This is a genomic window from Sphingomonas panni (assembly GCF_022664435.1).
GTDB lineage: Bacteria > Pseudomonadota > Alphaproteobacteria > Sphingomonadales > Sphingomonadaceae > Sphingomonas > Sphingomonas panni.
Window position 1 is genome coordinate 58,961 of sequence record NZ_JAKREU010000002.1, and the last position, 23,566, is coordinate 82,526.

The 23,566-nt window shown below is 64.5% G+C and carries 18 protein-coding genes and 2 pseudogenes; 8 read left to right on the forward strand and 12 right to left on the reverse strand.

The window, feature by feature from the left end; all coding sequences use genetic code 11:
• Positions 1-17: 17 nt before the first annotated feature.
• Genes gtdA through MF609_RS05080 form a run of 5 tightly spaced genes read right to left on the reverse strand, consistent with a single transcriptional unit; the run spans position 18 to position 8,354 of the window.
• Positions 18-1,064: a gentisate 1,2-dioxygenase gene (gene gtdA / locus MF609_RS05060; protein WP_242415232.1), complete on the reverse strand. Its 1,047-nt coding sequence runs from the start codon at positions 1,062-1,064 to the stop codon at positions 18-20.
• 28 nt (positions 1,065-1,092) lie between these two features.
• A complete protein-coding gene (locus tag MF609_RS05065; protein WP_242415233.1) occupies positions 1,093-2,796 on the reverse strand; it encodes a glycoside hydrolase family 3 protein in 1,704 nt (567 codons plus the stop codon).
• Between the two features lie 2 nt (positions 2,797-2,798).
• The gene (locus tag MF609_RS05070; protein WP_242415234.1) at positions 2,799-4,121 is read right to left on the reverse strand and encodes a spinster family MFS transporter; all 1,323 of its coding nucleotides are present in this window, start codon (positions 4,119-4,121) and stop codon (positions 2,799-2,801) included.
• Position 4,122: 1 nt separating this feature from the next.
• Positions 4,123-5,865, reverse strand: coding sequence for an arylsulfatase (locus MF609_RS05075; RefSeq protein WP_242415235.1), 1,743 nt, complete (start codon positions 5,863-5,865; stop codon positions 4,123-4,125).
• 53 nt (positions 5,866-5,918) lie between these two features.
• Positions 5,919-8,354 (reverse strand): TonB-dependent receptor, encoded by a 2,436-nt coding sequence (locus tag MF609_RS05080; protein WP_242415236.1) that lies wholly within the window; start codon positions 8,352-8,354, stop codon positions 5,919-5,921.
• A gap of 136 nt (positions 8,355-8,490) precedes the next feature.
• Between MF609_RS05080 and MF609_RS05085 the strand changes: the two genes are divergently transcribed.
• Complete coding sequence (locus MF609_RS05085) at positions 8,491-9,513, forward strand: LacI family DNA-binding transcriptional regulator (protein WP_242415237.1); 1,023 nt, start codon at positions 8,491-8,493, stop codon at positions 9,511-9,513.
• A gap of 324 nt (positions 9,514-9,837) precedes the next feature.
• A pseudogene (locus MF609_RS05090) lies at positions 9,838-11,127 on the forward strand (alginate export family protein).
• A 7-nt stretch (positions 11,128-11,134) separates the two neighbouring features.
• On the opposite strand, the gene MF609_RS05095 reads toward MF609_RS05090, so the two are convergent.
• The 3 genes from MF609_RS05095 to MF609_RS05105 are packed head-to-tail and all read right to left on the reverse strand — an operon-like array spanning position 11,135 to position 15,686.
• A complete protein-coding gene (locus tag MF609_RS05095; RefSeq protein ID WP_242415238.1) occupies positions 11,135-13,033 on the reverse strand; it encodes a sulfatase-like hydrolase/transferase in 1,899 nt (632 codons plus the stop codon).
• Positions 13,030-14,730 carry a sulfatase family protein gene (locus MF609_RS05100; protein ID WP_242415239.1) on the reverse strand — a complete coding sequence of 567 codons (1,701 nt, stop codon included), beginning with the start codon at positions 14,728-14,730 and terminating at the stop codon, positions 13,030-13,032. Before MF609_RS05100 ends, MF609_RS05095 begins: the two co-directional genes overlap by 4 nt.
• Before the next feature lie 29 nt (positions 14,731-14,759).
• Positions 14,760-15,686 carry a formylglycine-generating enzyme family protein gene (locus tag MF609_RS05105; protein ID WP_242415240.1) on the reverse strand — a complete coding sequence of 309 codons (927 nt, stop codon included), beginning with the start codon at positions 15,684-15,686 and terminating at the stop codon, positions 14,760-14,762.
• Positions 15,687-16,034: 348 nt separating this feature from the next.
• On the opposite strand from MF609_RS05105, the gene MF609_RS05110 reads away from it, so the two are divergent.
• The 3 genes from MF609_RS05110 to MF609_RS05120 are packed head-to-tail and all read left to right on the forward strand — an operon-like array spanning position 16,035 to position 17,836.
• A complete protein-coding gene (locus tag MF609_RS05110; protein ID WP_242415241.1) occupies positions 16,035-16,397 on the forward strand; it encodes a hypothetical protein in 363 nt (120 codons plus the stop codon).
• Positions 16,398-16,457: 60 nt separating this feature from the next.
• Entirely contained in the window at positions 16,458-17,075 is a 618-nt protein-coding gene (locus MF609_RS05115; RefSeq protein ID WP_242415600.1) for a glycoside hydrolase family 3 N-terminal domain-containing protein, read from the forward strand.
• A complete protein-coding gene (locus MF609_RS05120) occupies positions 17,027-17,836 on the forward strand; it encodes a glycoside hydrolase family 3 C-terminal domain-containing protein (RefSeq protein WP_242415242.1) in 810 nt (269 codons plus the stop codon). The genes MF609_RS05115 and MF609_RS05120 overlap by 49 nt, the downstream gene beginning before the upstream one ends.
• A gap of 493 nt (positions 17,837-18,329) precedes the next feature.
• Here MF609_RS05120 and MF609_RS05125 read toward each other — a convergent pair whose 3' ends face one another.
• Positions 18,330-18,785, reverse strand: coding sequence for a hypothetical protein (locus MF609_RS05125; RefSeq protein ID WP_242415243.1), 456 nt, complete (start codon positions 18,783-18,785; stop codon positions 18,330-18,332).
• 45 nt (positions 18,786-18,830) lie between these two features.
• On the opposite strand from MF609_RS05125, the pseudogene MF609_RS05130 reads away from it, so the two are divergent.
• Positions 18,831-19,244, forward strand: a pseudogene (locus MF609_RS05130) (exonuclease domain-containing protein); the annotation flags it as partial.
• A gap of 39 nt (positions 19,245-19,283) precedes the next feature.
• Positions 19,284-19,664, forward strand: coding sequence for a hypothetical protein (locus MF609_RS05135; protein ID WP_242415624.1), 381 nt, complete (start codon positions 19,284-19,286; stop codon positions 19,662-19,664).
• A 20-nt stretch (positions 19,665-19,684) separates the two neighbouring features.
• On the opposite strand, the gene MF609_RS05140 is transcribed toward MF609_RS05135, so the two are convergent.
• Positions 19,685-20,170, reverse strand: coding sequence for a metallophosphoesterase family protein (locus tag MF609_RS05140; protein WP_242415244.1), 486 nt, complete (start codon positions 20,168-20,170; stop codon positions 19,685-19,687).
• The gene (locus MF609_RS05145) at positions 20,167-21,255 is read right to left on the reverse strand and encodes an SPL family radical SAM protein (RefSeq protein WP_242415245.1); all 1,089 of its coding nucleotides are present in this window, start codon (positions 21,253-21,255) and stop codon (positions 20,167-20,169) included. Before MF609_RS05145 ends, MF609_RS05140 begins: the two co-directional genes overlap by 4 nt.
• 227 nt (positions 21,256-21,482) lie before the next feature.
• Here MF609_RS05145 and MF609_RS20040 point away from each other — a divergent pair, with 227 nt between their 5' ends.
• Complete coding sequence (locus MF609_RS20040) at positions 21,483-21,866, forward strand: NUDIX domain-containing protein (RefSeq protein WP_419723064.1); 384 nt, start codon at positions 21,483-21,485, stop codon at positions 21,864-21,866.
• Here the strand turns inward: MF609_RS20040 and MF609_RS05150 are convergent.
• Positions 21,747-23,411: a carboxylesterase/lipase family protein gene (locus MF609_RS05150; protein WP_336944330.1), complete on the reverse strand. Its 1,665-nt coding sequence runs from the start codon at positions 23,409-23,411 to the stop codon at positions 21,747-21,749. The genes MF609_RS20040 and MF609_RS05150 overlap by 120 nt on opposite strands.
• Between the last annotated feature and the right edge of the window lie 155 nt (positions 23,412-23,566).

Consider the following 23,566-nt stretch of genomic DNA (forward strand, 5'->3'; position numbering starts at 1 on the left):
CGGGGGCTGGAATAGGCTCACGAACGTTCCTCCTTGAACAGGTTCAGTTTCTCCTGCGCGGCGCGATCCGAATAGCCGAACAGGACGAGGTCGCTGTCGGCGCGCAGGCGCAGGTCGTGCCACGAAGGCACCACAAAAATATCGCGCGGGCGGAGCGGGAGTGCGCTACCGTCGATCGACGCGCTCCCCTGCCCCTCCACTACGACGAAGACGGTGCCGTCGGTCGAGCGGCGTCCGCGCGTCTCGAACCCAGCGGGCAGCAGGCGGACATGGGCAGCGATGGTCGGCATCACCGGACCGCCATCGGCCGGGTTCAGGAATTCGAGCGCGTGGCCCAGATGCGGATCGATCGCCGCCGTCCGCGCCATCATGTCGAGGGCCGGCCGCCATTCGGCATAGGGGTAATGGAACAGCGGCTGATGTGCCGGGCGATTGTCGGCCGCGCTGCCCCGGAAGGGGCGCATGTTGCGTCCATAGCGGGCAAGGGTCGCGCCGGCGGCGGCCTGCTCGGCCTGCGCCTTCTCGCCGTGCCCTTCGGCAAAGCTTGCATCGAAATGCCGGACGGTCGGAATGTCGAGGCCGTCGAGCCAGATCATCGGCCCGTCGCTGGGATTGCCATGGTCGTGCCACTGCCACCCCGGGGTCAGCACCAAATCGAATGGCTGCATCAGCGCCCGTTCGCCATCGACGGCGGTGAACCCGCCCGACCCTTCCAGCACGAAGCGCAGCGCGCATTGCGCATGGCGATGCGCCGGGGCGATCTCGCCGGGCAGCACCAGCTGGATACCGGCATACAGGCTGGGCACGATCGCCGATTGCCCCGAGAGCCCCGGATTTTCCAGGATCAGCACGCGCCGCTCCGCTTGTTCCGCGCTGATCAGGTCGCCCGCTCTCAGCAGATAATCGCGGATCGCCTCATAGAACCAGCTATGGACCTCGGCCGGCGATTTCGGCTGCGGCCGCACCAGTTGCGCCAGCGACTCCCAGAGGGGCGTGAGGTTCGCGGGCGCCATTTCGGCATAAAGCGCTTCGAGCTGCGCGCGTTGATCGTTGGCGAGCGTCATGGATGCTCCTTCTCAAACGGTTGCACGCTTACCAGCGCAGTTGTTCCAGCCCGCAAAAGGCGTCGACCGGGCTGTTGCCGGTGAACGGCGCCTCACCGACCAGCCGGCGGACGAGTTCGCGCTGGTTCTCCGGAAGTCCGGCATAGGCATTGATATAGGTCGAGAAATTCGGTGCATCATACAGGAAGAAGGGCTGACCGAACGATACCAGCAGCGTCGGGACTTCCTTGTTGAAATGCTTCATCGCCTTGCGCGGGCCGCCGTGCAGCTTTGCGAAATCGACATGGATCTCGCCCAGACTGGGCGTCGCCTCCTGCCCGATCAGATAGATCAGCAGGTCGCAATCCTGCGAAGTCGGGGCAACGTCCTGATCGAAATCGCGAACCTCGAACCCGCGGGCGGTCAGTTCGTCGACAAAGGGGGCGAAGCTGCGGTCGGGCGCCCCGAAGAAGAAGCTCCAGCCCGGATCGGCCGCGACCACGACACGACGGTTGCGCGCCGGCGCGATCGGCAGCAGCGCCTGCGTATCCTTGACGAGGGTCAGGCTGTCGCCCGCCGCCTTGGTCGCAAAGGCCAGGCTTGCCGGGGTGCGCAGCGTTTCGCGAACCCGGTCCAGCGGCGGCACACGTTCGTCGAGCGTGCGGCGGTGCAGCCCGAGCCGCGCCTTCAGCGTCAGCATCCGGGTAACCGCCTCTTCCAGCCGCGCTTCGGACAGGCGCCCGCTGCGCACCCCGTCGAGCATGAATGCCATGTCCTGCGGCGCCTCGCGGCTGAACAGGAAGGCGTCGCAGCCATTCTCGATCACCGCCGGCACCGTCTCGGCACGCTCCATCCAACTGGTCAGGCCGCCCATGCCGGTCGCGTCCGAAACGATCAGCCCGCGGAAACCGAGGCGTTCGCGCAGCAGGTCGTGGTTTAGCAGGCGAGAGACGGTGGCGGGCGCAAAGGCTTCGCGACCGGCATCGGGCTGCATCATCCGCACGAACGACGGCAATGCGATATGCGCCGACATCACGGTCATGATTCCGTCGTCGATCAGCGTGCGGTACATCCGTCCATAGGTCGCGTCCCATTCATCGATGGTCAGCGGGTTGACCGTCGTCACCAGATGCTGGTCGCGCGCGTCATAGCCCTCGCCCGGCCAATGCTTGGCGGTCGCGGCGATGCCATGTTCCTGCATGACGCGGACATAGGTGCGTGCCTGTGCCAGCACCCGGTCGGCATCGTCGCCATAGGACCGCGTGCCCACGATCGCACTGCGATAGGCGACGTTCAGGTCGATATTGGGCATGAAGCTCCAGTCATACCCGAGCGCCCGGCATTCCCTCGCGACGATCGCCGCCAGTTCGGCGGAGGTATCCAGATCGTCGCACGCCGCGGTGCCGAGCTGGTTGGGGACTGGCGTGACGAAGGGATAGCTGATCGAGCCGCCCTCGATATCGCCGCTGATGATCGGCGGAACCTTGGCGCGCTCCAGCACCGCCCGCGTCTCACGCCACGCGGCTGTCAGGTCGCCGGTCGGAAAGCGGTGGATGCCGCCCGGAGCAAGATGGGTCAGTTCGTCGGTTTCGGCGGCGCTGTCCTCCCGGCTATAGAGGATGAAGAGTTGCGCGACCTTTTCCTCGACCGACATGGCGTCGCGGGTCCGTTCAACCCAGGCGCGCGCCTCGGCATCGATGACGAGAGGGTCGGGCGCCGGGCGGTATTCGGTCGGGCAGGACGGTGCGTACATGATCAAAGCTCGGCTTGGCGCTGCGCCCGGCGCACGCCCGCCATGCCGATCAGCAGGCAGACGAGCGACAGCGGGGATGCGATCGCGCAGGTGAAGGATATGGCGTAGTGAAGCGCCGCCGGGTCGCGGAACCAATAGTCGGTGACGAGCGCCACCGCCGTCGGCCCGAGCGTCGCGCCGATCAGGTTGATGAGCAGCATATAGCCAGCCGACACCAACGCGCGCATCCGGTTGGGCGTCAATTCCTGCAAGGTGGCAAGGCCCCCGCCGAAATTGAACCCGGCGAAAAAGTTCATCGCACCGATCAGCGCCAGCGCCAGTTCGGGCGTCGGCATCAGCGGGAAAGCGATGGTGATCGGGATCATCACCGTGAAGCCGACCACTGCCGCCCACAGATTGCCGCGCGCGATACCACGGCCCTGCAGCCAGCTGGCAACGAACCCGCCGATCAGCGCGCCGCTGGTGCCGCAGAAGAACACGATCAGCCCGTATTTCGCGCCGATCTCCGCCGTCGACCAGCCGAAGCGGCGCTCGAAAAAGGCGGGAATCCAGGCACCGGTGCCGTTACCGACAAGGATCATCAGCGCAAAGCCCAGCCCGATGCCGAAATAGGCCGCCTTGCGTCCGCCCAAATGGCGGAAGAACGCCGACAGCGGCGCAATTTCCTGGTCGCCGCCCGAAACCCGACGGGCCGGCTCCCGTACCACCAGCAGCAGCAACGAGAGCAGGACGCCGGGAATGCCGAGCAGCAGGAACATGAACTGCCAGCCCTTCGTCGCTCCGAACACGGGAAGATCGATAGTTGAGGTCGGCGGGATCGATCCGGCGATGATGCCGCCCAGCACCAGCGCCAGCGCGCCGCCAAGATAGATGCCCATTTGATAGACACCCATCGCCGCCGCGAGCTTGTTGCGCGGGAAATAGTCGGACAGCATCGAATAGGCGGACGGGCTGAGGCCGCCTTCCCCGGCGCCGACCGCGACCCGCGCCGCGAACAGCGTCCCGAACGATCGGGCAAGCCCACAGGCCGCCGTGGCGATGCTCCACAGGAAGATCGAGAACGCGATGATGTTACGCCGGTTCGACCGGTCGGCAAGGCGTGCAACGGGCAGCCCGACCATCACATAGAACATGGTGAAGCTGAGGCCGTAGAGCAGGCTCATCGCCGTATCCGACGCGCCCAGATCCTGCTTGATCGGTTGCACCAGCAGGGCCAGCGCCTGCCGGTCTACGAACGCCAGCGTGTTGGCCAGCATGAGTACGATGGCTGCGAACCATGCGGTGCGCGCGGGTGGCCATGCCGTTTCGGTGACGGGAGGTTGCATCTCAATCGGCCTTGGGTTCGAGGAAGGCGTCACCGAAGCGTTCACGGCCCCGGAAGCGTTCGGGTGCCTCGGACAAGGCTGGCTTGCTGTAGCGGCCAGCTTCGCGTGCCCACAGCGCCTGCAATTCCTTCAGCTTTGCCGGATATTGCTTCGACAGGTCGCGGCTTTCGGAAAAATCGTTGCTGGTGTCGAACAGCTCCCAGCGATCGCCGCTGAAGTCGGTGCCGTTGCGGTGCATCGCGACCGCGCGCCATTTGCCCTGCGTGATCGCCCGGTTGCCGCGTAGTTCGAAGAACTGGACCGACCGCGCGCTGGGCGCATCGGCGCGGGCGAAGCTCGCACGGATGCTGCGACCCGCGACCGGTATCTGCCGCACGCCGTTCACCGTCTGGGCAAAGCGCCCGCGTGCGACGTCGACGATGGTCGGCGCAAGGTCGACGACATCGACATATTGCGTCCGTACCGCGCCGCGATCGCGTATGCCCTGCGGCCAGCTGATAATCAGCGGCGTTCGGACCCCGCCGGCATAAGGCCACACCTTGTACCGGCGGAACGGGGTCACGCCCAGCATCGCCCAGGGCCGCTGATATTCCGCCTGCGTCCGGTCGGTGCCCAGTTCGTCGAGGCGCGCGAGCATCTGTTCGGGCGTCAGCTTGTTGGGGCGATACAGGCCGTCGAATGCGCCGGTCTGGTTCGCTTCCCCGGCCGCGCCATTGTCGGACAGCAGGACGATCATGGTGTTGTCGTAGGCGCCGGTCTTCTTCAAATGCGCGACCAGTCGGCCGATCTGTTCGTCGGCATGGGTCACCAACCCGGCATAGGTCGCCATGAACCGGGCAAAAACCTGTCGCTCCGTCGCCGACAGTGATGCCCATGCCCGGTCGCCGCCATTGCGGGGCGGCAAGGCGGTGTCGGCCGGGATGATACCGCTGCGCCGCATCCGGGCGATCCGGTCCTTGCGCAGGCGATCCCAGCCAGCTTCATACACCCCGGCATAGGCGTCGATATAGCTGCGCGGCACCTGGATCGGCGCATGGGCGGCGCCCAGCGCGAGATAGGTGAAGACCGGCCGGGTCGGTGCGCCGCGCTTCTGCGCGTCCCATTCGGAAATGGTGCGATCGACCAGGTCGGCCGACAGGTGATAGCCGGGCCGGTCGACCTTGGGCAGCGGCCGGTTCCCCTCGATCAGCGCGGGGTGATATTGGTCGGTCCAGCCGCTGATGAAGCCGTAGAAACGGTCGAACCCGCGCTGCAACGGCCACGATGCGTTGTTGCCCGGCGTGCCGTCTTCATATTCCGGCGACAAATGCCATTTGCCCATCGCCATGGTCGCATATCCGGCCTGCCGCATCGCCTGCGCCAGCATCTGTGCATTGCCCGGAATTTCGCCGCGATCCTTGGTGGTGTCGTTCGTCTGCTTGGCGGTCGGCAGGTCGGCCATGCGGACCGTCTGCGCGTTGCGTCCGGTCAGCAGCGCCGCGCGGGTCGGCGAACAGACCGCCTTGGTATCGAAGCGGTTGTAGCGCAGCCCATCCGCCGCCAGCGCGTCGATGTTCGGCGTGCGGATTTCCGATCCGAACGTGCCGAGGTCGGAAAAGCCGACATCGTCGAGCACGATGACGATGACATTGGGTCGCGCCGTCGCCGGGGCAGCCCACGCCACGTTGCCGGTAACCGGGACAAGCGTCGCCGGCACCAGCATCGACGCCGCCAGCGCGGCCGCCATGATCTTCCGTGGTCGCATAGCGCGCTCCTCTGTCGTGCCGGGGCGGCGCGTCTCGCCGCCCCGATCCATGGTCAGAACTTCATGCCGAAGCTGGCACCGAAGTAGCGACGCGAATCCTTGTTGAAGGTCGCGACCAGATCGTTCGGGCTGTTGACCGTAGCCAACAGCGACCCGTGCCGGATGTCGGTGAAGTAGTATTCGTTGAACAGGTTCTTGACGAACAGCGACAGGTTGTAGCGACCATTGTCCTTGCCAAAGCCGATAGTCGCATCGACCAGGGTATAGGCAGGCTGGACCAGCAGCGGGTCCTGCTCCACCGCGAATTGCTGCTCGCTCTGGAACCCGACGACCATCTGCGCAAAAGCGCTGAGGTCGGTGCCGGCAATGTCATTTTCATAGCGTGGCGACAGGTTCAGGCGGTAGCGCGGCGATACCGGCAGGGTCGCACCGCGCAGGTTCTGCGTCGGCGTGGCGCCGGCGGCCGGGCGGTAGCAGCGGTTGATCGGTGCCGCGCCGGTGACGACCGGCGCCCCGGCCTGCAACTGCAACGGACAGTTCAGGCCGTCGATGTTGATAGTCGATTCCGCGAGTGTGAAGCCGGCATTGATGCTGAACCCGGGCGACGGCCGCAGCGTCGCTTCCAGTTCGAAACCGCGTGACCGCGACGTGCCGGCATTGGTCGCCACGAACTGCACCACGCCCGTCGTCGGATCGGACCGGTTCGCCTGCACCTGCAGGTTGGTATAGTCGGCCTGGAACAAGGCAGCACTGAAGCTCAGCGACCCGCCGCGGGTCCGCCCCTTCAACCCGATTTCATAGGCATCGACATTTTCCGGCTCCAGCACGCCCTGGTTGGCGAGATCGGCGGAGATTTCCATCTCATACCCCTGCCCCTTATAGCCGCGAGTATAGGTGGCGTAGGTCTGCAGGTTGCGGCTGAATTCATATTGCAGGCCGGCCTTTCCGGTCAGCGCGGTGTCGCTGGCCGTGAAGCTGCCGCTCGACGGGGGATTGCTGGGGAAGATCACGTCGCCCGCGACGATCGGGGCGGTGCGGGTACCGCTGTTGGTGCCGGTTTCATATTGCAGGCGCAGCCCGCCGATCACCTTCAGCCCGCCGACGATGCGATATTCCGCCTGACCGAAGGCCGAGATGCTCTCGGTGTTCAGGTTGATGACGCTCGATGCAGACTGGAAGATCGGCGCGGCGCAGGGCTGGCCGATGACGCCCACCCGGCACACCGCACGCCGCCGTTCGAATGGGCGGGTGATTTCGAGGTGATTGTAGAAGATGCCGGCGACGTAGGTCAGGTCCGATGCGCCGTTCGACCCGATGCGCAGTTCCTGGGAGAAATTGTCGAGCTTCACCTGCCCCCGGTTGAGGTTCCACGACGCATAGGGCGCGCCGGTACCGACGAACGGGATCGGGTTGGTGTTCAGGCGGTCGATCGGCTGGTTCACATCGAGGTCGTAGCGCTGATAGGCGGTGATCGAAGTGATCGTCGCCGGACCCAGGTCCCAGTCGGCCTGCAACGAACCAACGATCTGGCGGCTGTTGGCGTAAGTGTCGGTATCCTCGGTGATCGTGCGGTTGCGCGGCGATGCGGTGACCGGCAGCAGCAGCTGGCGCACCACCGGATTGTCGACGCGGATATAGGTCGATGCGCAGCAGTCCGAGTTGTTCTTCGAATAGCTGCCGGTCAGCAGCAGGTTCAGGCTGTCCGACGCATCCCATTCCAGCTTGCCGCGCACGCCCCAGCTTTCGAAGCCGTTGACGTTGCGGTTGGTGGTGATGTTGCGGACATGACCGCCGACATTGTTGTAGAAGCCGGTGACGCGAGCGCGCAGCGTGTCGCTGATCGGGCCAGACACGGTGCCCTTCACGCGATATTCGTCGAGTTCGGCGACGGTCGCGTCAATCCGGCCCTGGAAGTCGCGCGTCGGGCGCGCGGTGACGACGTTGACCACGCCGGCCGATGCGTTGCGACCGAACAGCGTGCCCTGCGGCCCGCGCAGCACCTCGACCCGCTCGATATCGGCGAAATCGGAAAAGCCCTGCGCCGCGCGTGCGGCGACGACGCCGTCGACGACCACCGAAACCGACGGTTCGACCCCCTGCCCGAACAGCGAGGTGCCGACCCCGCGAATGCGCAGGCTGGTATTGGTCGGGTTGGCACCCTGCTGAAAGGTCAGTGACGGCACGGCCTGCGTCAGGCCTGCGGTGTCGGTGATGTTGCGGGTCGCCAGATCGTTGCCGCCGATCGCGGTCACCGCCAGCGGCACGTCCAGCAGGCGTTCGGCGCGCTTCTGCGCGGTTACGACGATCTCGCCTTCATCGATCGCTTGGTCTGGCGTTCCTTCGGAGTCGACGACATTGGCGGTCAGTGGATCGCTGGGCGCCGGTTCGCTCGGCGATGTCGTGGCTGCCTGCCCGGCTTCCTGCGCCAGCGCCGGCGTCCCGACCGAAAGTGCGCCGACGCCCGCCGCGACCAGCAACCGAATTCTCATATCTCCCAGCATGTCCACCTCCCGTTGTCGCAACATATCGTCACGCTTGTTATATTTAGCGCTAAAAATACGAGCGTCATTTGCATTGTCAACCGATTTGAGTGAGCGCTAAACCAAAGTATCAAACGGAGATTCCATGGCACGCGCCCCTCGCCGATCCAGCAAGGCCATCACGATGGCGACCGTCGCCGAGCATGCCGGCGTGTCGACGATGACGGTGTCGAACGTGATCCGGGGACGCAATGTCCAGCCCGCGCTGCGGGATGCGGTCAACCGCGCTATCGTGGAATTGAACTATCGCCCCAATGCTGCGGCGCAGGCGCTGGCCAGCGCCAACGCCTTAAAGGTCGGCATCGCTTACCGCAATTCGCAGAACGCATTCCTCAGCGCGTTGCTGGTCGGCGCGCTGAATGCCGCGACCGACGTCGGGGCGCAGCTGGTGCTCCACCAATATACCACTGCCGACCGGGCGGGGTCGGAGGAATCGATCCGTGCCCTGCTGGCCGGGGGCTGCAACGCGCTGTTGCTGCCGCCGCCGCTGTGCGAGATCATCAGCGGATCGGCGATGCGGGCCGAACTGACGGTCCCGGTCATCGCGCTGTCGCCGGGCAGCGAACTGCCCGACATGGCATCGGTCCGCATCGACGATGCCGGCGCGGCGCGCGAGATGACCCGGCATCTGATCGAACTGGGGCATCGCCGGATCGGCTTCATCCGCGCGCCCGACGTGCATATCGTCAGCCGGACCCGTCTCGAGGGATATCGCGATGCGCTGACCGAAGCTGGCATCCCGTTCGACCCGGCGCTCGTCGCTGATGGCGACCTGACGTTCGATTCCGGACTGGAGGCGGCGCAGGCGCTGTTCGACCTGCCCGACCCGCCGACCGCGATCTTCGCCAGCAACGACGATATGGCCGCGGCCGTCGTATCGCTCGCCCACCGCCGCGGCATGCACATCCCCAACGACCTTTCGGTGGCCGGCTTCGACGACAGTCCGATCGCGATCAAGATCTGGCCGACGTTGACGACGATCCGGCAGCCGATCGTCGACATTGCGGAGCGCGCCGTGCAGCTGCTCGCGCAGGGCACGGTCGAAGGCACCAGCTATCTCCACTATGAGTTGATCCGCCGCCCCTCGACCGACGCCCCGCCTCGTTAGACCGCAATATCAATCGCTTCATATTGCTAACCCACCGAGCCAACGCTAAGCGGCGCGACGTTTAGCGCTACATTGGAACACGGCTTGCGGTCCAATTCTACTTCTCCGACTCCATTTGCGTGGAAAGCAGCCGCAATGGCCGGCGCGCTGCTGCTGCCGGAGGCCGTCCTCGCGCAAAGCGACGATCAGCGTCCGCCCGCCGCACGCGGCGCCGCAATCCCGCCGCCCGATGCCATTGAGGATGTCGTCGGCGGCCCGGTGGAAATCGGGCCGAACCTGCCGCCGAACCTGCACAAGGGACCGCGCGAAGGCCGTTTCTTCTTCATGCGACAGCATGACGCTCCGCCGCGCAAGCGCCGTCCCGACCGGTTCGATCCGCTCAAGAACATCGCGCTCGACCGCTCGGGTGCGGTGAACCTGTCGCTGAGTGGCCAGCTGCGGGTCCGCGCTCTCGATCAGACCCGCCAGTCGCTGCTGGTTGCACCGCAACCCGACCAGCTCGGCATCCAGTTTCGCGAACAGGCGACCGCCGACCTGCGGCTGGGAAAGCATGTCCGGGTGATCGGCGAGCTGGTCTGGGGTCAGGTGACCGGCCGCGACTTCGTAACGCCGGTCCCCAACCGTCAGGACAACGGCCCGGAAGTGTCGCAGGCTTTTCTGGAGGTACGCGACAAGCTGTTCGGCGGAGAGACTGGCGCGATCATCGGCCGGCAGAAGATTTCGCTCGGGTCGAACACTATCTTCTCGCTGCAACTGGCGCAGAATATCGAGCGCAACTTCGATGCGGTCCGGCTGTACCACGCCCGGCCGAAGTTCCGCATCGACCTGATCGCGGCGCGCCCGACGCGGCCGGCGTTCGGCTCGTTCAACGACGCGACCGATACCGATGTCGCGATCTGGGGCAGCTATGTCGCGCTTGCCCTGCCCCGCGCGCCGAAGATTTCGCTGAACCTCGGCCTGTCCTATTTCAACTATAGCGACGCCGACAGCGCGCTGCTGCAACGCCGCACCGTCGAACGGCGCGATCTGTTCGGTGCGCGGTTGTGGGGGCGGCTGGGACCGCTGCGCCTCGACTGGACCTAGGACCGGCAGGAAGGATCGATCGATGGTCGACCGATCCGCGCCTTTTCGGTCATCACCAACACGCGCATTCCCTTCCCCGACCTGCCACTGGCACCGACCCTCGTCCTGCAAGCCGACATCCTGTCGGGCGGATCGCGGGACGGCGGGGTCGTGCGGACCTACAACCCAATCTACGGTGCGCAGCGCCACGCGACGTTCGGCAATTATCTGGGCTTCACCAACCTCGTCAGCCCCGGCGCAGCGATCAGCATCCTGCCCGCGCGAACGCTCAACCTGCGCTTCGGTGCGCGGGCCTTCTGGCGCTATTCTATCGAGGATGGGTTCGCCGTCGCCTATGGCACGGCAGCCACTGCCAGCCGGATCGACGCGCGGTTCATCGGAGTGCTGCCGACGCTGTCGGCCCGCTGGCAGATCGACGATCACCTCTCGCTCCGCGTCGCGACCAACCGGCTGCTGTCCGGCGGTGGGTACAAGGCCGCCGGACAGCGCGATCTGCAGACCAATCTGGTCATGCTACATTTTCTTTTTTGATCCGACGTCAGTCGCCTCCGCGCATTGCCGCGCGGAAGGCGACGAGGTCGAAGATCGGCTTGTGCGGATCATAGGTGCCGTCCAGTTCCTGTAGCGCGAACTGCCCCGCATTCTTCAGGAACAGCTCGCGATCCTGCGCGACGACTTGCAAGGCCGGGCGCGCGCGTGCAGCCCTCCTGCCCAGGAAGGTCAACGCGTTGACCGCCTGCAACCGCAGCGGCATCGGCTGGTCGACGCGCGTAAGCGGCATCAGCACGTCGAGACCCGCGTCGTTCCCCAGCCGGACCGCCGCTTCCGCCGCGACGATACGCACCTGCGGCGAACCGTCGCGGACCATTGCGCCTGCCAGCTCGCCCGCGGCGACCCGAGCATTCTCGCCCAGCATCAGCAACCCGCTGGCGCCCCAATAGCGGACGACCTCGTTCGGATCGGTCAGCGCACGCCGCAATGCGGCGAGTTTGCGCGGATCGCGACGGCACGCCATCTGTGCCAGCACCATGACCCGTTTCAACGGATAGGCGCCCTTTGCGCGGCTTCGCGCATAGCCTTCGAGCGGCGAGCCTTCGGGAATGAAGCCGTTGTCGTTGATCCGCAGCATATGCGCATCCAGCGCCCGCCGCATCGCACCGACCCGCACCCGCTGCCCAACATCGTCGATCAGGTTGCGGACCTGATCGAGATCGGCGGTCAGGTCGTAGAACTCCTCATAAGGTTTGGTCCCGAAGAACCGCGCCTGCACGGGATCGAGCTTCCCCGCTCGGTTCAGCGCGTCCCAATCCTGATAGGATGCCTGCAACCATTCGAACGCCTGGTTCTGCCCCCAGGGACGATAGGGCATGTAGTTGCGGATATAGCGGTAGCGTCCGTCGGTGACGGTCCGGACGAAATCGTAGCGTTCGTCCATCCGGTTGCGCATGCCGAAGGCGAGCGACTTGGGCGCCTTCATCCGATGGCCAAGGAACGCGCTGCCCTGCATCGTTGCCGGCGCGGGAAGGTCTGCGATCGACAACAACGTCGGCGCAAGGTCGAGGAAGGTCACCGGCGCATCGATCCGGCTGCCGGCCCTGGCGGGTGCCAGATGCGCCCATTTCGGCGGTATGCGCACCACCATCGCGCAGCGCATGCCTTCGTCATAGCAATATCGCTTGGTCCGTGGCGTCGAACCGCCATTGTCCGAATAGTAGAAGATGATCGTATCGTCGGCGACGCCGGCAGCCTCCAGTTCGGCGACCCAGCGGCCGACCTCACCGTCCATCCGCTCCATCAGGTTGTAATAGCTGGCATAGTCCTGCCGCACCGCCGGGGTATCCGGGACATAGGCGGGCAAGCGGATCTGATCGGGCCTCACCCGGCCCGGGGTCGTTCCGAACAACCGCGATTCATGGGTCGTCATCGTGTTGAACACCGCCATGAACGGCTTGCCCGCCGGGCGGTTCTTCCAATGCGCCTTCGGCCCCTGTTCGTCCCAGATCCGCTTGGGATCGACGTCGCAATTATAGTCGGTCTTGGCGTTGTTGGTGCAATAATAGCCGGCGCTGCGCATATATTCGGGATAGGTGCGCAGTTCGCTCGGAAGATGTGCGACCGCGCGCATATGGTTGGCCGGCGCACAGGATTCAGGCAGAACACCCGTCAGGATGCCGAACCGGGACGGCGCACACACCGGCGCGGTGGAATAGACATTCCGGTAGAGCAGTCCCTCGCGTGCCAGCCGGTCGATATGCGGGGTATGCGCCAACTTGTCGCCATAGGTACCGATCAGCGGATTATTGTCTTCGCTGACCAGCCAGTGGATGTTGGGCATCCCGTCTGCCGTGCGGGCGCCGGCCGTGCCCGCCGCCGCCAGCCCCACGCCCCCGGCCGCCGCACCGCGCAGCACCGCCCGGCGGCTGAACGCGCCACTCACTTGGCGCCCTCCCGCGCCGGGAAATAGGTCCGTCCGGCGGCGGTGGCGGCGTCCTTTGCCGGGCTGTCGGGGAACAGGTCGTTCATCCGCGTCGGCAGGTTCGGAGCCAAATACCAGCCCGCCGGGAAGTCTGCGGCGCGCGTGCCGCCCTGCTTGCGCAGGATCAGGCCGGGGCTGGTCCGCTCGGTATAGGGGACGACATGCTCGCCCTTTCGGTTCGACAACGCGGCGAACAGGCGGCGGCGCAGGTCCTGCCGCGTTTCACGCTGCGCAGGATCGTCGATCAGGTTGACCATCTCGTTCGGGTCCTTCGACAGGTCGTACAGTTCCTCGATGTCCCAGATGCCGTGGTACTGGATGTACTTCATCCGGTTGCGTTCGATGGCGAAGGTCGTCGGCGTCTGCGGAAACGTCCATTCCCAATAATATTCATACACGAAGTCGCCGGGCTGCCAGTCCTTAGCCGCAACCTGGCCGGTCATCATCGGCAGGAAGCTCTTGCCCTCCATCTGCGCCGGTTCGACGATGTTGGCGAGGTCGAGGAAGGTCGGCGCGAGGTCGAGATTGCGTACCACCGCCTCGTTGCGCACGCCCTTCGGCGTCAGGCCGGGCGCGTACACCACCATCGGCATGCGAACCGACGGTTCATAGGCGTTGCGCTTGTCGATCAGGCCATGGTCGCCGAACATGAAGCCATTGTCGGAACAGAACACGATCATCGTGTCCTTCTCCAGCTTGTTGCGTCGCAGATAGGTCATGATGCGGCCAAGGCTGTCGTCGACCGGCGTCAGCGTGCGATAAATGTCGCGGACCTGTTCGCGCAGGTCGCGATCGGTATGATAGGGGAAATCGGCACCGTGCCAGCTGTTGCGCTGGTTCTGGACCCATACCGGCTTGCCGCGATTATTCTCGGGCGTGTTGGCCATGCTGGCGGGCAGTTTGATGTCGAGGTCGGCATATTGGTTCTTGTACCGCTCGGGCGGTTTCGCGTCGGAATGGACCGCCTTGTGGCTCAGGTACAGGAAGAACGGCTTGGACTTGTCGCGACCTCGCTCCAGCCAGTCCATCGCATAATCGGTCAGCTCGTCGGTGATATAGCCGGTGCGCTTAACCGCCGTGCCATCGACGTTCAGCGTCTGGCGCTGCCCGGCGGCAATCTGCGCAGGCGAGAATTGCTCGGTCGGAAAATAGGTTCCCTGCCCCTTGAAGCTGACCCAGCGGTCGAAGCCGGCACGCGGCGCATCGGTATCGCTGCCCATGTGCCATTTGCCGAAGAAACCCGTCTGATATCCCGCCTTCTGGAGATATTGCGGGAAGAAGATCAGCCCTTCCTCCGACGAATTATTGTTGTCGATCACGCCGTGGTTGCGTGCCGTCTGCCCGGTCAGGATGGTCGCGCGGCTAGGCGAACAGAGCGACGAGGTGACGACCGCATTCGGGAAATAGATTCCGTTCTTCGCAAGGAAGTCGATGTTGGGTGTCTTCAGGCCGTTGGTCAGGAACCCCATCGAATCGAAGCGCAGGTCATCGACCAGCACAAACACGACATTGCGCGGACGCGACGTACGCCCCGGCTGCATCTTGATGTCGAGTGCCGGCGCGGCGGCAGGCGCTGCATCCTGCGCAATTGCGGGCGCAGAAAGCGCGAGCGCAGCGCCAAGGGCTGCCCCGGACCAACGGAAAAGACGGGCGAACATAGGCGGCTCCTTGGGTGAGCGGAAAGGTTTCAGGCCGACAGTGCGCAGCGGAAACCGATATGGGTCGTGGCACTGTCGATCGATTGCGGATGGCGAGCGGCCGGGCGGTAACGCTGGCAGTAGTTGGGGGCGCACAGATGCGACCCGCCTTTCAGGACCTTGCGGCCGATCTTCACTTCAGGCGTGCAGGGATCATAGCTGTCCCGCTCCCGAGCGCCGCGTGGGTTCGGGATGGCGCAGCAGTTGCGGGCCTTACCGCTAGTCGCCGGACGCGCGCCTTGCGGCAAGGCGTACCAGTCGCTGGTCCATTCCCAGACATTGCCGATCATGTCGAACAGGCCATATCCGTTGGCGGGATAATGGCGCACCGGCGACGTCCGTTCATACCCGTCGAGCATCTGGTTGGCGAAGGGGAACAGCCCCTGCCAGTAATTGGCCAGCATCGCCCCGCCCGGCGCCAGTTCGTCGCCCCAGGCATAATCGGCATCTGCCAGTCCGCCGCGCGCCGCGAATTCCCATTCAGCTTCGGTCGGCAACCGCTTGCCTGCCCATGCGGCATAGGCCTCGGCATCGCGGTACGACACATGGACGACCGGATGGTCCTTCAGGCCGTCGAGGGTGCTGTCCGGCCCTAGCGGATGACGCCAGTCGGCTCCGAAGCGAAAATGCCACCACTGGCTGAAATCGTCCATATCGACCGGCCCTGCGGTCTTCTCGAACACCAGCGATCCGGCCTTCGCCATCGCCGGGTCGAGGCCGGGATAGTCGGCGGGATCGGGCGCGCGCTCGGCTTCGGTGACATAGCCGGTCGCGGCGACGAATGTCGCGAACGCTGCATTCGTTACCGGCGTTGGATCGATATAGAAGGAATCGACCGCCACCTTCCGTACCGGCGCCTCCTCCGGATAGAAGCGCTCGGATCCCATCACAAAGCGACCGCCAGCAATATGGATCATGCCAAGCCCTGGATCAGGTACACCAGCGTGGCTCGATTGCGGCATGTTATCCCTCTCGCCAAGAAATTTGTTGCGACACCGTCAAGCCATCTAGCGCGACATGTCATTATGATTTACCGCTAAACCTACCAAGTTTGACATGTGTGTCAACCGATCCGGCTAACGCTTGTCTGCAATCTCAGACGGTTGCGGATACCCGCGCGCCACGATCGTGCGACCGGTGCAGGAGAGGCAGTAGTGGTACAGTATGATCGTCTCCTCCTACTGCCTGCGCTTCTGCTCGGCGGTGCGGCTCCCGCATCCGACCATCCGCCCTATAGGGACCTGAACCATAATGGACGGATGGACTTGTACGAAGACGCGCAAGCACCGACCGAACGGCGTATCGCCGACCTGATCGCGCAAATGACAATCGACGAGAAGGTGGGGACGATGCTCCACGCTTCCCTCCCCAGCGGTGATCCGGTCGGGGCCACCGGATCGCGCTACGACATGGCGGCCGTACGCCGCATGATCGTGAGTCGCCACGTAAACAGTGCGATCGCCCGCTTGTCCGTGGGACCGCGCGACCTAGCGACGCAGAACAACGAAATCCAACGCATCGCCGCGGGAACCCATCTTGGCATTCCGGTCACGATCAGCACCGATCCGCGCAACCATTTCCAGGCCGTGCTGGGCGCCAGCACCCACGGTGGCGGCTTTTCTCTGTAGCCCGAAACGCTGGGTTTCGCGGCGCTTCGTGATCCGGAACGCGTCCGGCGGTTCGGCGCAATCGCGCGCGCCGAATACCGCGCGGTTGGCATCCACAAGGCACTCTCCCCGCAAGCCGATCTCGGCTCCGAACCCCGCTGGCCCCGCGTCACCGCGACCTTCGGCTCGGACCCGAAGCTCGTTTCGACGTTGGTCGCCGCGTACATCTCGGGATTTCAGGGTGCCACGAACGGCCTACACCGCGATGGGGTGGCAACGATCGTCAAGCACTGGGTTGGCTATGGCGCGCAACCCGGCGGGTTCGACGGACACAATTATTACGGCCGGGTGGCAAAGCTCGATAACCGCAGCTTCGCGAAGCATGTCATGGCCTTCGATGGAGCGTTTGCGGCACGCGCCACAGGTGTGATGCCGACCTATCCGATCATCGACGGGGTGACGCTGAACGGCCGTCCGCTCGAACCGGTTGGTGCGGGGTTCAGTCGTCAGCTGATCACGGACCTCTTGCGCGGCGGCGAACGCTTCGACGGGCTGGTCCTGTCGGACTGGGCAATCACCGACGACTGTCCGGAATCCTGTCGCGCGCCCACAGCCGCCGCCCCACAGCAGCCCGGTGCCGTCGCGATGCCGTGGGGCGTCGAACGCTCAGCAAGGCGGCGCGCTTCGCGAAGGGCGTAACCGCGGGTGTCGAACAGTTCGGAGGCGTTGACGATCCCGCTCCCTTACTGGCAGCGGTCAAATCAGGCGCGGTCTCGGTCGCAGCGATCGATGCGGCCGTTGCGCGTATCCTGAAACCGAAGTGCGAGATGGGTCTGTTCGAAAACCCGTATGTCGATGCCGAGGCAGCGGTCGCAATCGTCGGCGCCCCCGAAAGCCAGCGTGAAGCGGACGTCGCGCAACGCGAGGCGCAGGTTCTGCTCGAGAACCGCGGTTGCCTTCTCCCCTTGGCACCGACGAAGCGTAAGCTTTGGCTGTACCGCATCGATCCGCACGTCGCGATCCGCGCGGGGTTCGTCGTGGTGACCGATCCCTCCCGTGCGAATGTTGCAATCGTACGGATGGACCCTCCGGCGGAACGTCTCCACCCGCACCATTTTTTCGGTTCGCGTCAGAACGAAGGACGGCTGCATTTCGAGGACGGCGACCCCGACTATGAAGCCCTCAAACGCGCTTCGGCGCAGGTCCCCACTGTCGTCGCAGTAAACCTAGATTGTCCAGCGATCCTCACCAGGGTGAAGGACAAGGCTCGCGCCCTTATCGTCACATTTGGCGCGAGCGATGCAGCGATCGTCGATGCCGCCATGGGCAACGCGAAGCCAAAGGGACGCCTTCCGTTCGATCTGCCAAGGACCGGAGCAAGTTTGGAGCGCCAAGATCCCGCTATTCTGGACGATAGCATCTACCCGCTTTACCGTAGCGGGTTCGGAATCCAGCTGTAAGATTTTTGGAATCCACCGAAGGTTTTGGTGGCATTGATGATGCAGGTCATCGCCTCACGGCCGTGGTCGGCCTTACATTGGCGTACCAATGCACTAACTTTGTGCAAGATCGCGTAGCGACTCATCGATCAGGTGGCGTCAAATGTAGATATCAGCATAAACCTTCTGCATCTGTTCGCTGGCGGGAGCCTACCCGCTCGGCGATCGCCGAAGCCTTTGGTTCGGTACGCGAAGGCCATGACAAGATGAGCGCGCTAAAGCACAGCGTCGCATGACCAAACGGGCGGCCGAGAACATCGGCCGCCCATCACGCCGGAGTGCTGGGACGGGACTGGATCGACGTCCCCCCGCCCCTACGACACCCCCGACCTGTTCCGAGGTCCACTGCCCGACAATCGCTGCGGCTCGACGTCCATCGACCATTTTGGCCGGAGGCATAGACGGTCGCAGCGCGCCGAATCTTTGGCGGCGGTTCGTTGGCGTCAGTCATCGGTTATTCGTTTGGGGGTTCGTGAAGATCGGGGTAGCTGTACGGCGAAGGCGCATCCTCGAATGTGCCTTTCGCAAATATCGCGGTATCGCCGGGCATCACTTCCTGCCTCGCCCATCGGTCCCAGCCGATATGGATGAAATCGGGTATGCCGAAGACCCGGACCGCCCGGGGATATTCGTCCCCGCGAAAACCGATGAAATGCAGCGCCACCGGACGACGCCCTACCGGCACAAAGCGCGAGGCGGCGACCCGGACGTGCAAGACATTGGCCGGCTTTCCCATCCCCGTCGCTACCGTCGCCGAACGCAGCAGATTGCCGAACGGACGCAGGCTAATTCCGTATCGGCGATGATCGGGGCGTTCGGACGCGCTTGACGGCGACGACACCGTTAGGAACCGGCAGCGCAATCGCCCCCAGGAAGGAAGAGCATCGTGTTCGATGCCATTCCGTCGCATGTCGATCGGGCCTAGATAGCGGCGATGAATCCGAATATTGACACCATGGCGTCGAACCAACGAAAGCCGGATTTCGTCGTCATCGACGTCGAAACCTCCTGCTCGCGCGCCAGCAGCATTTGTCAGGTCGGCATAGTCGGCTTCCGCGACGGTCGCGAAGTGTTTGCGTGGGAAACCCTCCTGGATCCGCGCGACGAATTCCATGCCGCGAACATCCGTATCCACGGCATCGCCGCGCATCATGTGGCGGGGCACCCTGTATTTGCCGATGTCCATGCGACGATCGACTGGTACCTCGCCGGTCAGGTGACCGTAGCGCACTCGTTGTTCGACAAGAGCGCGCTTGCCGCCGCGAGCCGCATCCACGACCGACCCGTCATCGAAACCCGGTGGCTGGATAGCGTCCGCGTCGCACGACGGGCATGGCCCGACCTCGAAAACCATCGGTTGGGGACCCTTGCCCGCTTTCTCGGGCTTCAGCATCGGCACCATGATGCATTGAGCGATGCCCGTGCTGCAGGGTGGGTGATCGTCCGCGCGATCGAACATACAAAGCTGTCGCTCGCCGATTGGCTGGCCCCGCCCCGTCAGCCCGGCCCGGCTCCCAAACCCGTGACGGGCGGGTCGCTATTGGGGGAGCGGATTGCGATCCTCGGTGAACCCCGTGACGGGCCGCTGGCGCACACGATCGCGGCCCTTGGCGGGACGATCCATTCGTCGGTCGGCCTCACTACGACGATGCTGGTGGTCGCGGCGGACGAGCCGTTCGGACGCTCGGTCCTGCGAAGCACCCCCTATCGTCGTGCGCTGACCGCTGCCGGCGACCGTGGTTTTCGGATCGTGTCGGCGCGCGCACTCGGTCTAGTCGGGGAACCGTAGCGGGCCGACGCGCGCTGCCGTTACGCAGCGATGATCTGTTCCAGCGTGACCGGCGCGAAACCCCGCGCGTCCACGCCGACATCATATTGGCGCAACATGGGTTTCAATCGCCCATGGCTATGCCCGTGCAGGTTCAGCGCGCGGCGGTGCTGCCCGTTCCAGCTGCGAAACGGGTAATGGCACATTATCAGGCGGTGGCCGGCCAGATCGATCTCGGCATAGCTCGCTACGCTTGCCCAACCCGGCGCGTCGGCTGTGGCGTCGGGATCGTTGTTCCCCCGCAGCAGGTGCTTCACCCCGTGCAGTCGTGCGAGCAGCGCCGGGACATCGGCCGCCCGCCTGGCCACGTCGCCGAGATGCCAGACGATATCCCCCGGCCCGACGACAGCGTTCCAGCGCTCGATCAGAACGGCATCCATCGCCGCCACGCTGTCGAAGGGACGCTTCTGGATATTGATCGTCCGATGATCGCCAAAATGGGTGTCGGCGGTAAAGAAGACCGTCATGTCCAGTAGAGGATGCGCGCCGACGGTATTGCCGCCGCGATCCCAGCTTCGAAGAAGTCGCGCAGGTTCCGCATGGTCGGCGCGTCGTACACCTGCTTCTCTGTCCCGAACTTGGTCCGCTTGGTCACGCGGTTCGCCGGCCGCATGTCGAGCGCCGAGCCGGGATACCAGCTGTCGAGGACTGCTTTGGAGCCGGCGGTGAAGCGATGGGTGATGAGTTCCACCGTGCAATCCAGATCGGGAACGTCCGCCAGCGCCGCTGCGGCTTCCACAAGCAATCCGCCATAGGCTTCCTTCCAACCCTGCGCTGCAATGATCGGGGCGATGGTCAGGCCGATAGGATACCCTGCCAGCGCCATCGCCCGCAGCGCCGCGAGCCTCGCGGCAACCTGCGCCGTACCGCCCTCGAATCGGGCAAACATCGTCGGATTGATGGAGGCGCGCATCCGGGTCTGCCGTTTGTGATCGATCCCGAGCAATGGCGCAACGTCAGCGAATTTTGTCGTAAAGCGCAGCTGCACGTTGGCGTCCCACTGTCCGAACCAAGCGACCATCGCCGACAGCGAGCTGGTGATCGGTTCAAGGGCAAGCGGGTCGGTGTAGCACGATGCCTCGAACGTCGTGCCCTCACGCACCCGGTCGCGGCTACGAGAGGTAATCGTGCCCTGCCCCAGATACGCCGGTAGACTATCCAGTATCTCGTCGAGATTAGCGTAGACGCGGGTGATTGGTGCCCCCTTCAGCGAGCCCGCAAGGTAGCAATAGCTGCAGTGCGCAGGACATCCCTCGGCCAAATCCACCCGCCAGTCAGCACTCGGCGCAATTGGTTGCAGTTTGCGCTTCGAGGGTGGCGCGACAACGACCGCCAAGGTGGATTTCGCAGCGGCATAGGCTGCGCGCCGATCGTCGGGCAGCTCCAGCATCACGCGGTCGCCAGTCAACTCGACGACCTCCACACCCTGCACCGCTGCCCGTTCGGCGATCGTACGGCCATGAGCAAACGCAAGCGATGAGCGCGTGATCAGTAACCTGCGCGGCCGCCATCTCAATTTGTCTTCAGGTGAGGCGTTAGAGACACTGGCCATCGCGTCTCAACGCTCGCGTCGGGCAGACGGTCCGTTCACAACAATCGAACAAAGCGGACGGATTGCGATACGCACGACAAATTCGGCGCAATCAGTCGACTTGGTCATTTTAGCTTCGATAGACTGGCAAATCGGCCAGTTCCATACGCTGTGGACGCCGAACCAGCGGCTACCATCCATCAGAAGATGTAATTGGCCTATATGCACAACGCGCCTAACAATGAGTTATGGACGAAGCTGAATTCTTTGCGGGTTATGACGCGGCATCCTTCTCTGCCGTTGTGGTAACAGTGGACGTCGTACCGCTGACATTTCATGACGGCCGCTTGCGGCTACTGGTTGCGCGGCGAACGGTTCATCCGGAACGGGGGCGGTTCGCGCTACCAGGCACATTCGTACGCGCAGACGAAACGTTGGAGGTCACTTCGCACCGAACGCTTCGCGAGAAGGCTGGCTTCGATAATTGCCATCATCCGCAGCCGTTCGAGCTGCTACTTCCTGACCGGTATGGCTGCCAGATCGCGGTCGATCGTTGCCAGCAAGGCGTCGGTGAACTGGTCGGGCAGATAGGTCTGCAAGCCGTACAACGTCGTGCCGCGCGCCATGTCTAGTTGCGGGTTCTTGAGGAATGCCGGGACATGGCGTTCCAGCACCGAACGGGCGGCGGGATTGTCGAACAGTTCGCCGATCGGCGTAGTCAGTGTTGTGTAGCGCCCCGATGTCTTTGCCGCTGCCAGCGCCTGCGACAGGCGGTCGATCTCTGCACCCCATGGATCGCGCGCGACCACGATCTTGCCGCTGGCAGCAAAGTCGGCAAGCATGTCATTGGCGCGGGTGTAGCGCGACCACTGCGGCATCGTGCCGCCGTTCGGATCGCCGCGTTTGACGAAGTTGGCGAGATAGCTGCTCATCGCCGCGCCTACGGCCTCGTCCTTCGCCGTCGTCTGCGCGCCATATTTGATACGGACATTGTCGAAGAAATAGGGGATGTCGGTCGCGTGCTGGGCACCGCCCTGCCCGACGGAATCGGCAACATAGGAAAAGCGATATTCCCAGACCGGCACGCCCTTGTCGGCGATCATCGCCGATGCCTCGCGTCCGCCCGCGATCATGAAGCCGCTCTTGCCGCCGATATCGGCGCTGGTCGCACCGATCATCATCGGCATCCGGGCGAAGCGGTCCTCTTCATATGCCTTGCGCACGTCGACCACGACCTTACCGTCGACGAACGGTCCGGAGTTGGTCGGCGGCGCACCGGCGCGTCCAGCCATCTGCGCCATGTTCAACCCGTCGACCACATCCTCCGCCGGCAGCGCACGCAGCCGTTGCAATGCGTCGGGGGCGGCGGGATCGATCCCCTTGGTCCGGGCAAAGTTTCCGCCGATCTTCTCGACATCTGCCAGCGTATTGCCGGTGAACGCCTTCGCATCGCCGCCCGACATCACCACGGCCTTGTCGAACAGCCCCTTCGCCTCGGGCGAGGTGACGAGGGCATGAACCGAGATACCGCCGGCGCTTTCGCCGGAGATGGTCACGTTCGCCGGATCGCCGCCGAACGCCGCGATGTTGCGCTTCACCCACTGCAGCGCCGCGACCTGGTCCATGATCCCGTAATTACCCAGGCGCCCACCATCGGCATTCTGTGCGGTCAGTTGCGGAAGGGCGAAGGTGCCGAAGCGGCCGACGCGGTAATTGAAGCTGACGAATACCACGCCCTTCCTCGCCATGTTCGCACCGGCATAGGTCGGCGGCGACGCCCCGCCGTTCACGAAGCCGCCGCCATAGATCCACACCAGCACCGGCAGCTTGCCCCTGGCCCCCGCGGGCCGCCAGACATTGGCGTACAGGCAGTCCTCGGCCGGCGTGGTGCCGAGCGGCGCGGCATCGCTCGGGAACGGCTTCTGCATGCAGTCCGGGCTGTAGCGGGTGGCGTCGCGGACCCCGGTCCACTCCGCCGCCGGTTGCGGCGCGCGCCAGCGCAACGGTCCGACCGGCGGCGCGGCGAAGGGAATGCCTTTCCAGCTCTCCACGCCCTCGACAGCTTCCCCTCGGACGCTACCGTTATCGGTGCGGATCGTCGGACCGGCAGACTGGGCGGCAGCGGGAATCGCTGGCAGCACCGTGGCGAGGAGAAGAGCTATGGTAACACGGTTCATCGGCGTCATCCCTTGCGGAAGCGAAGCTGGCAGATGGAGCGATGCCAAGCGTAATCGGAGGTTGCGGCAGGCGGGCGCAGATTGAAAGCGTTTACCGCATGATTTGATGTTGTCGCCCCTGCGTCGTATCTCCCGATAAAATCACAGCTTTATGA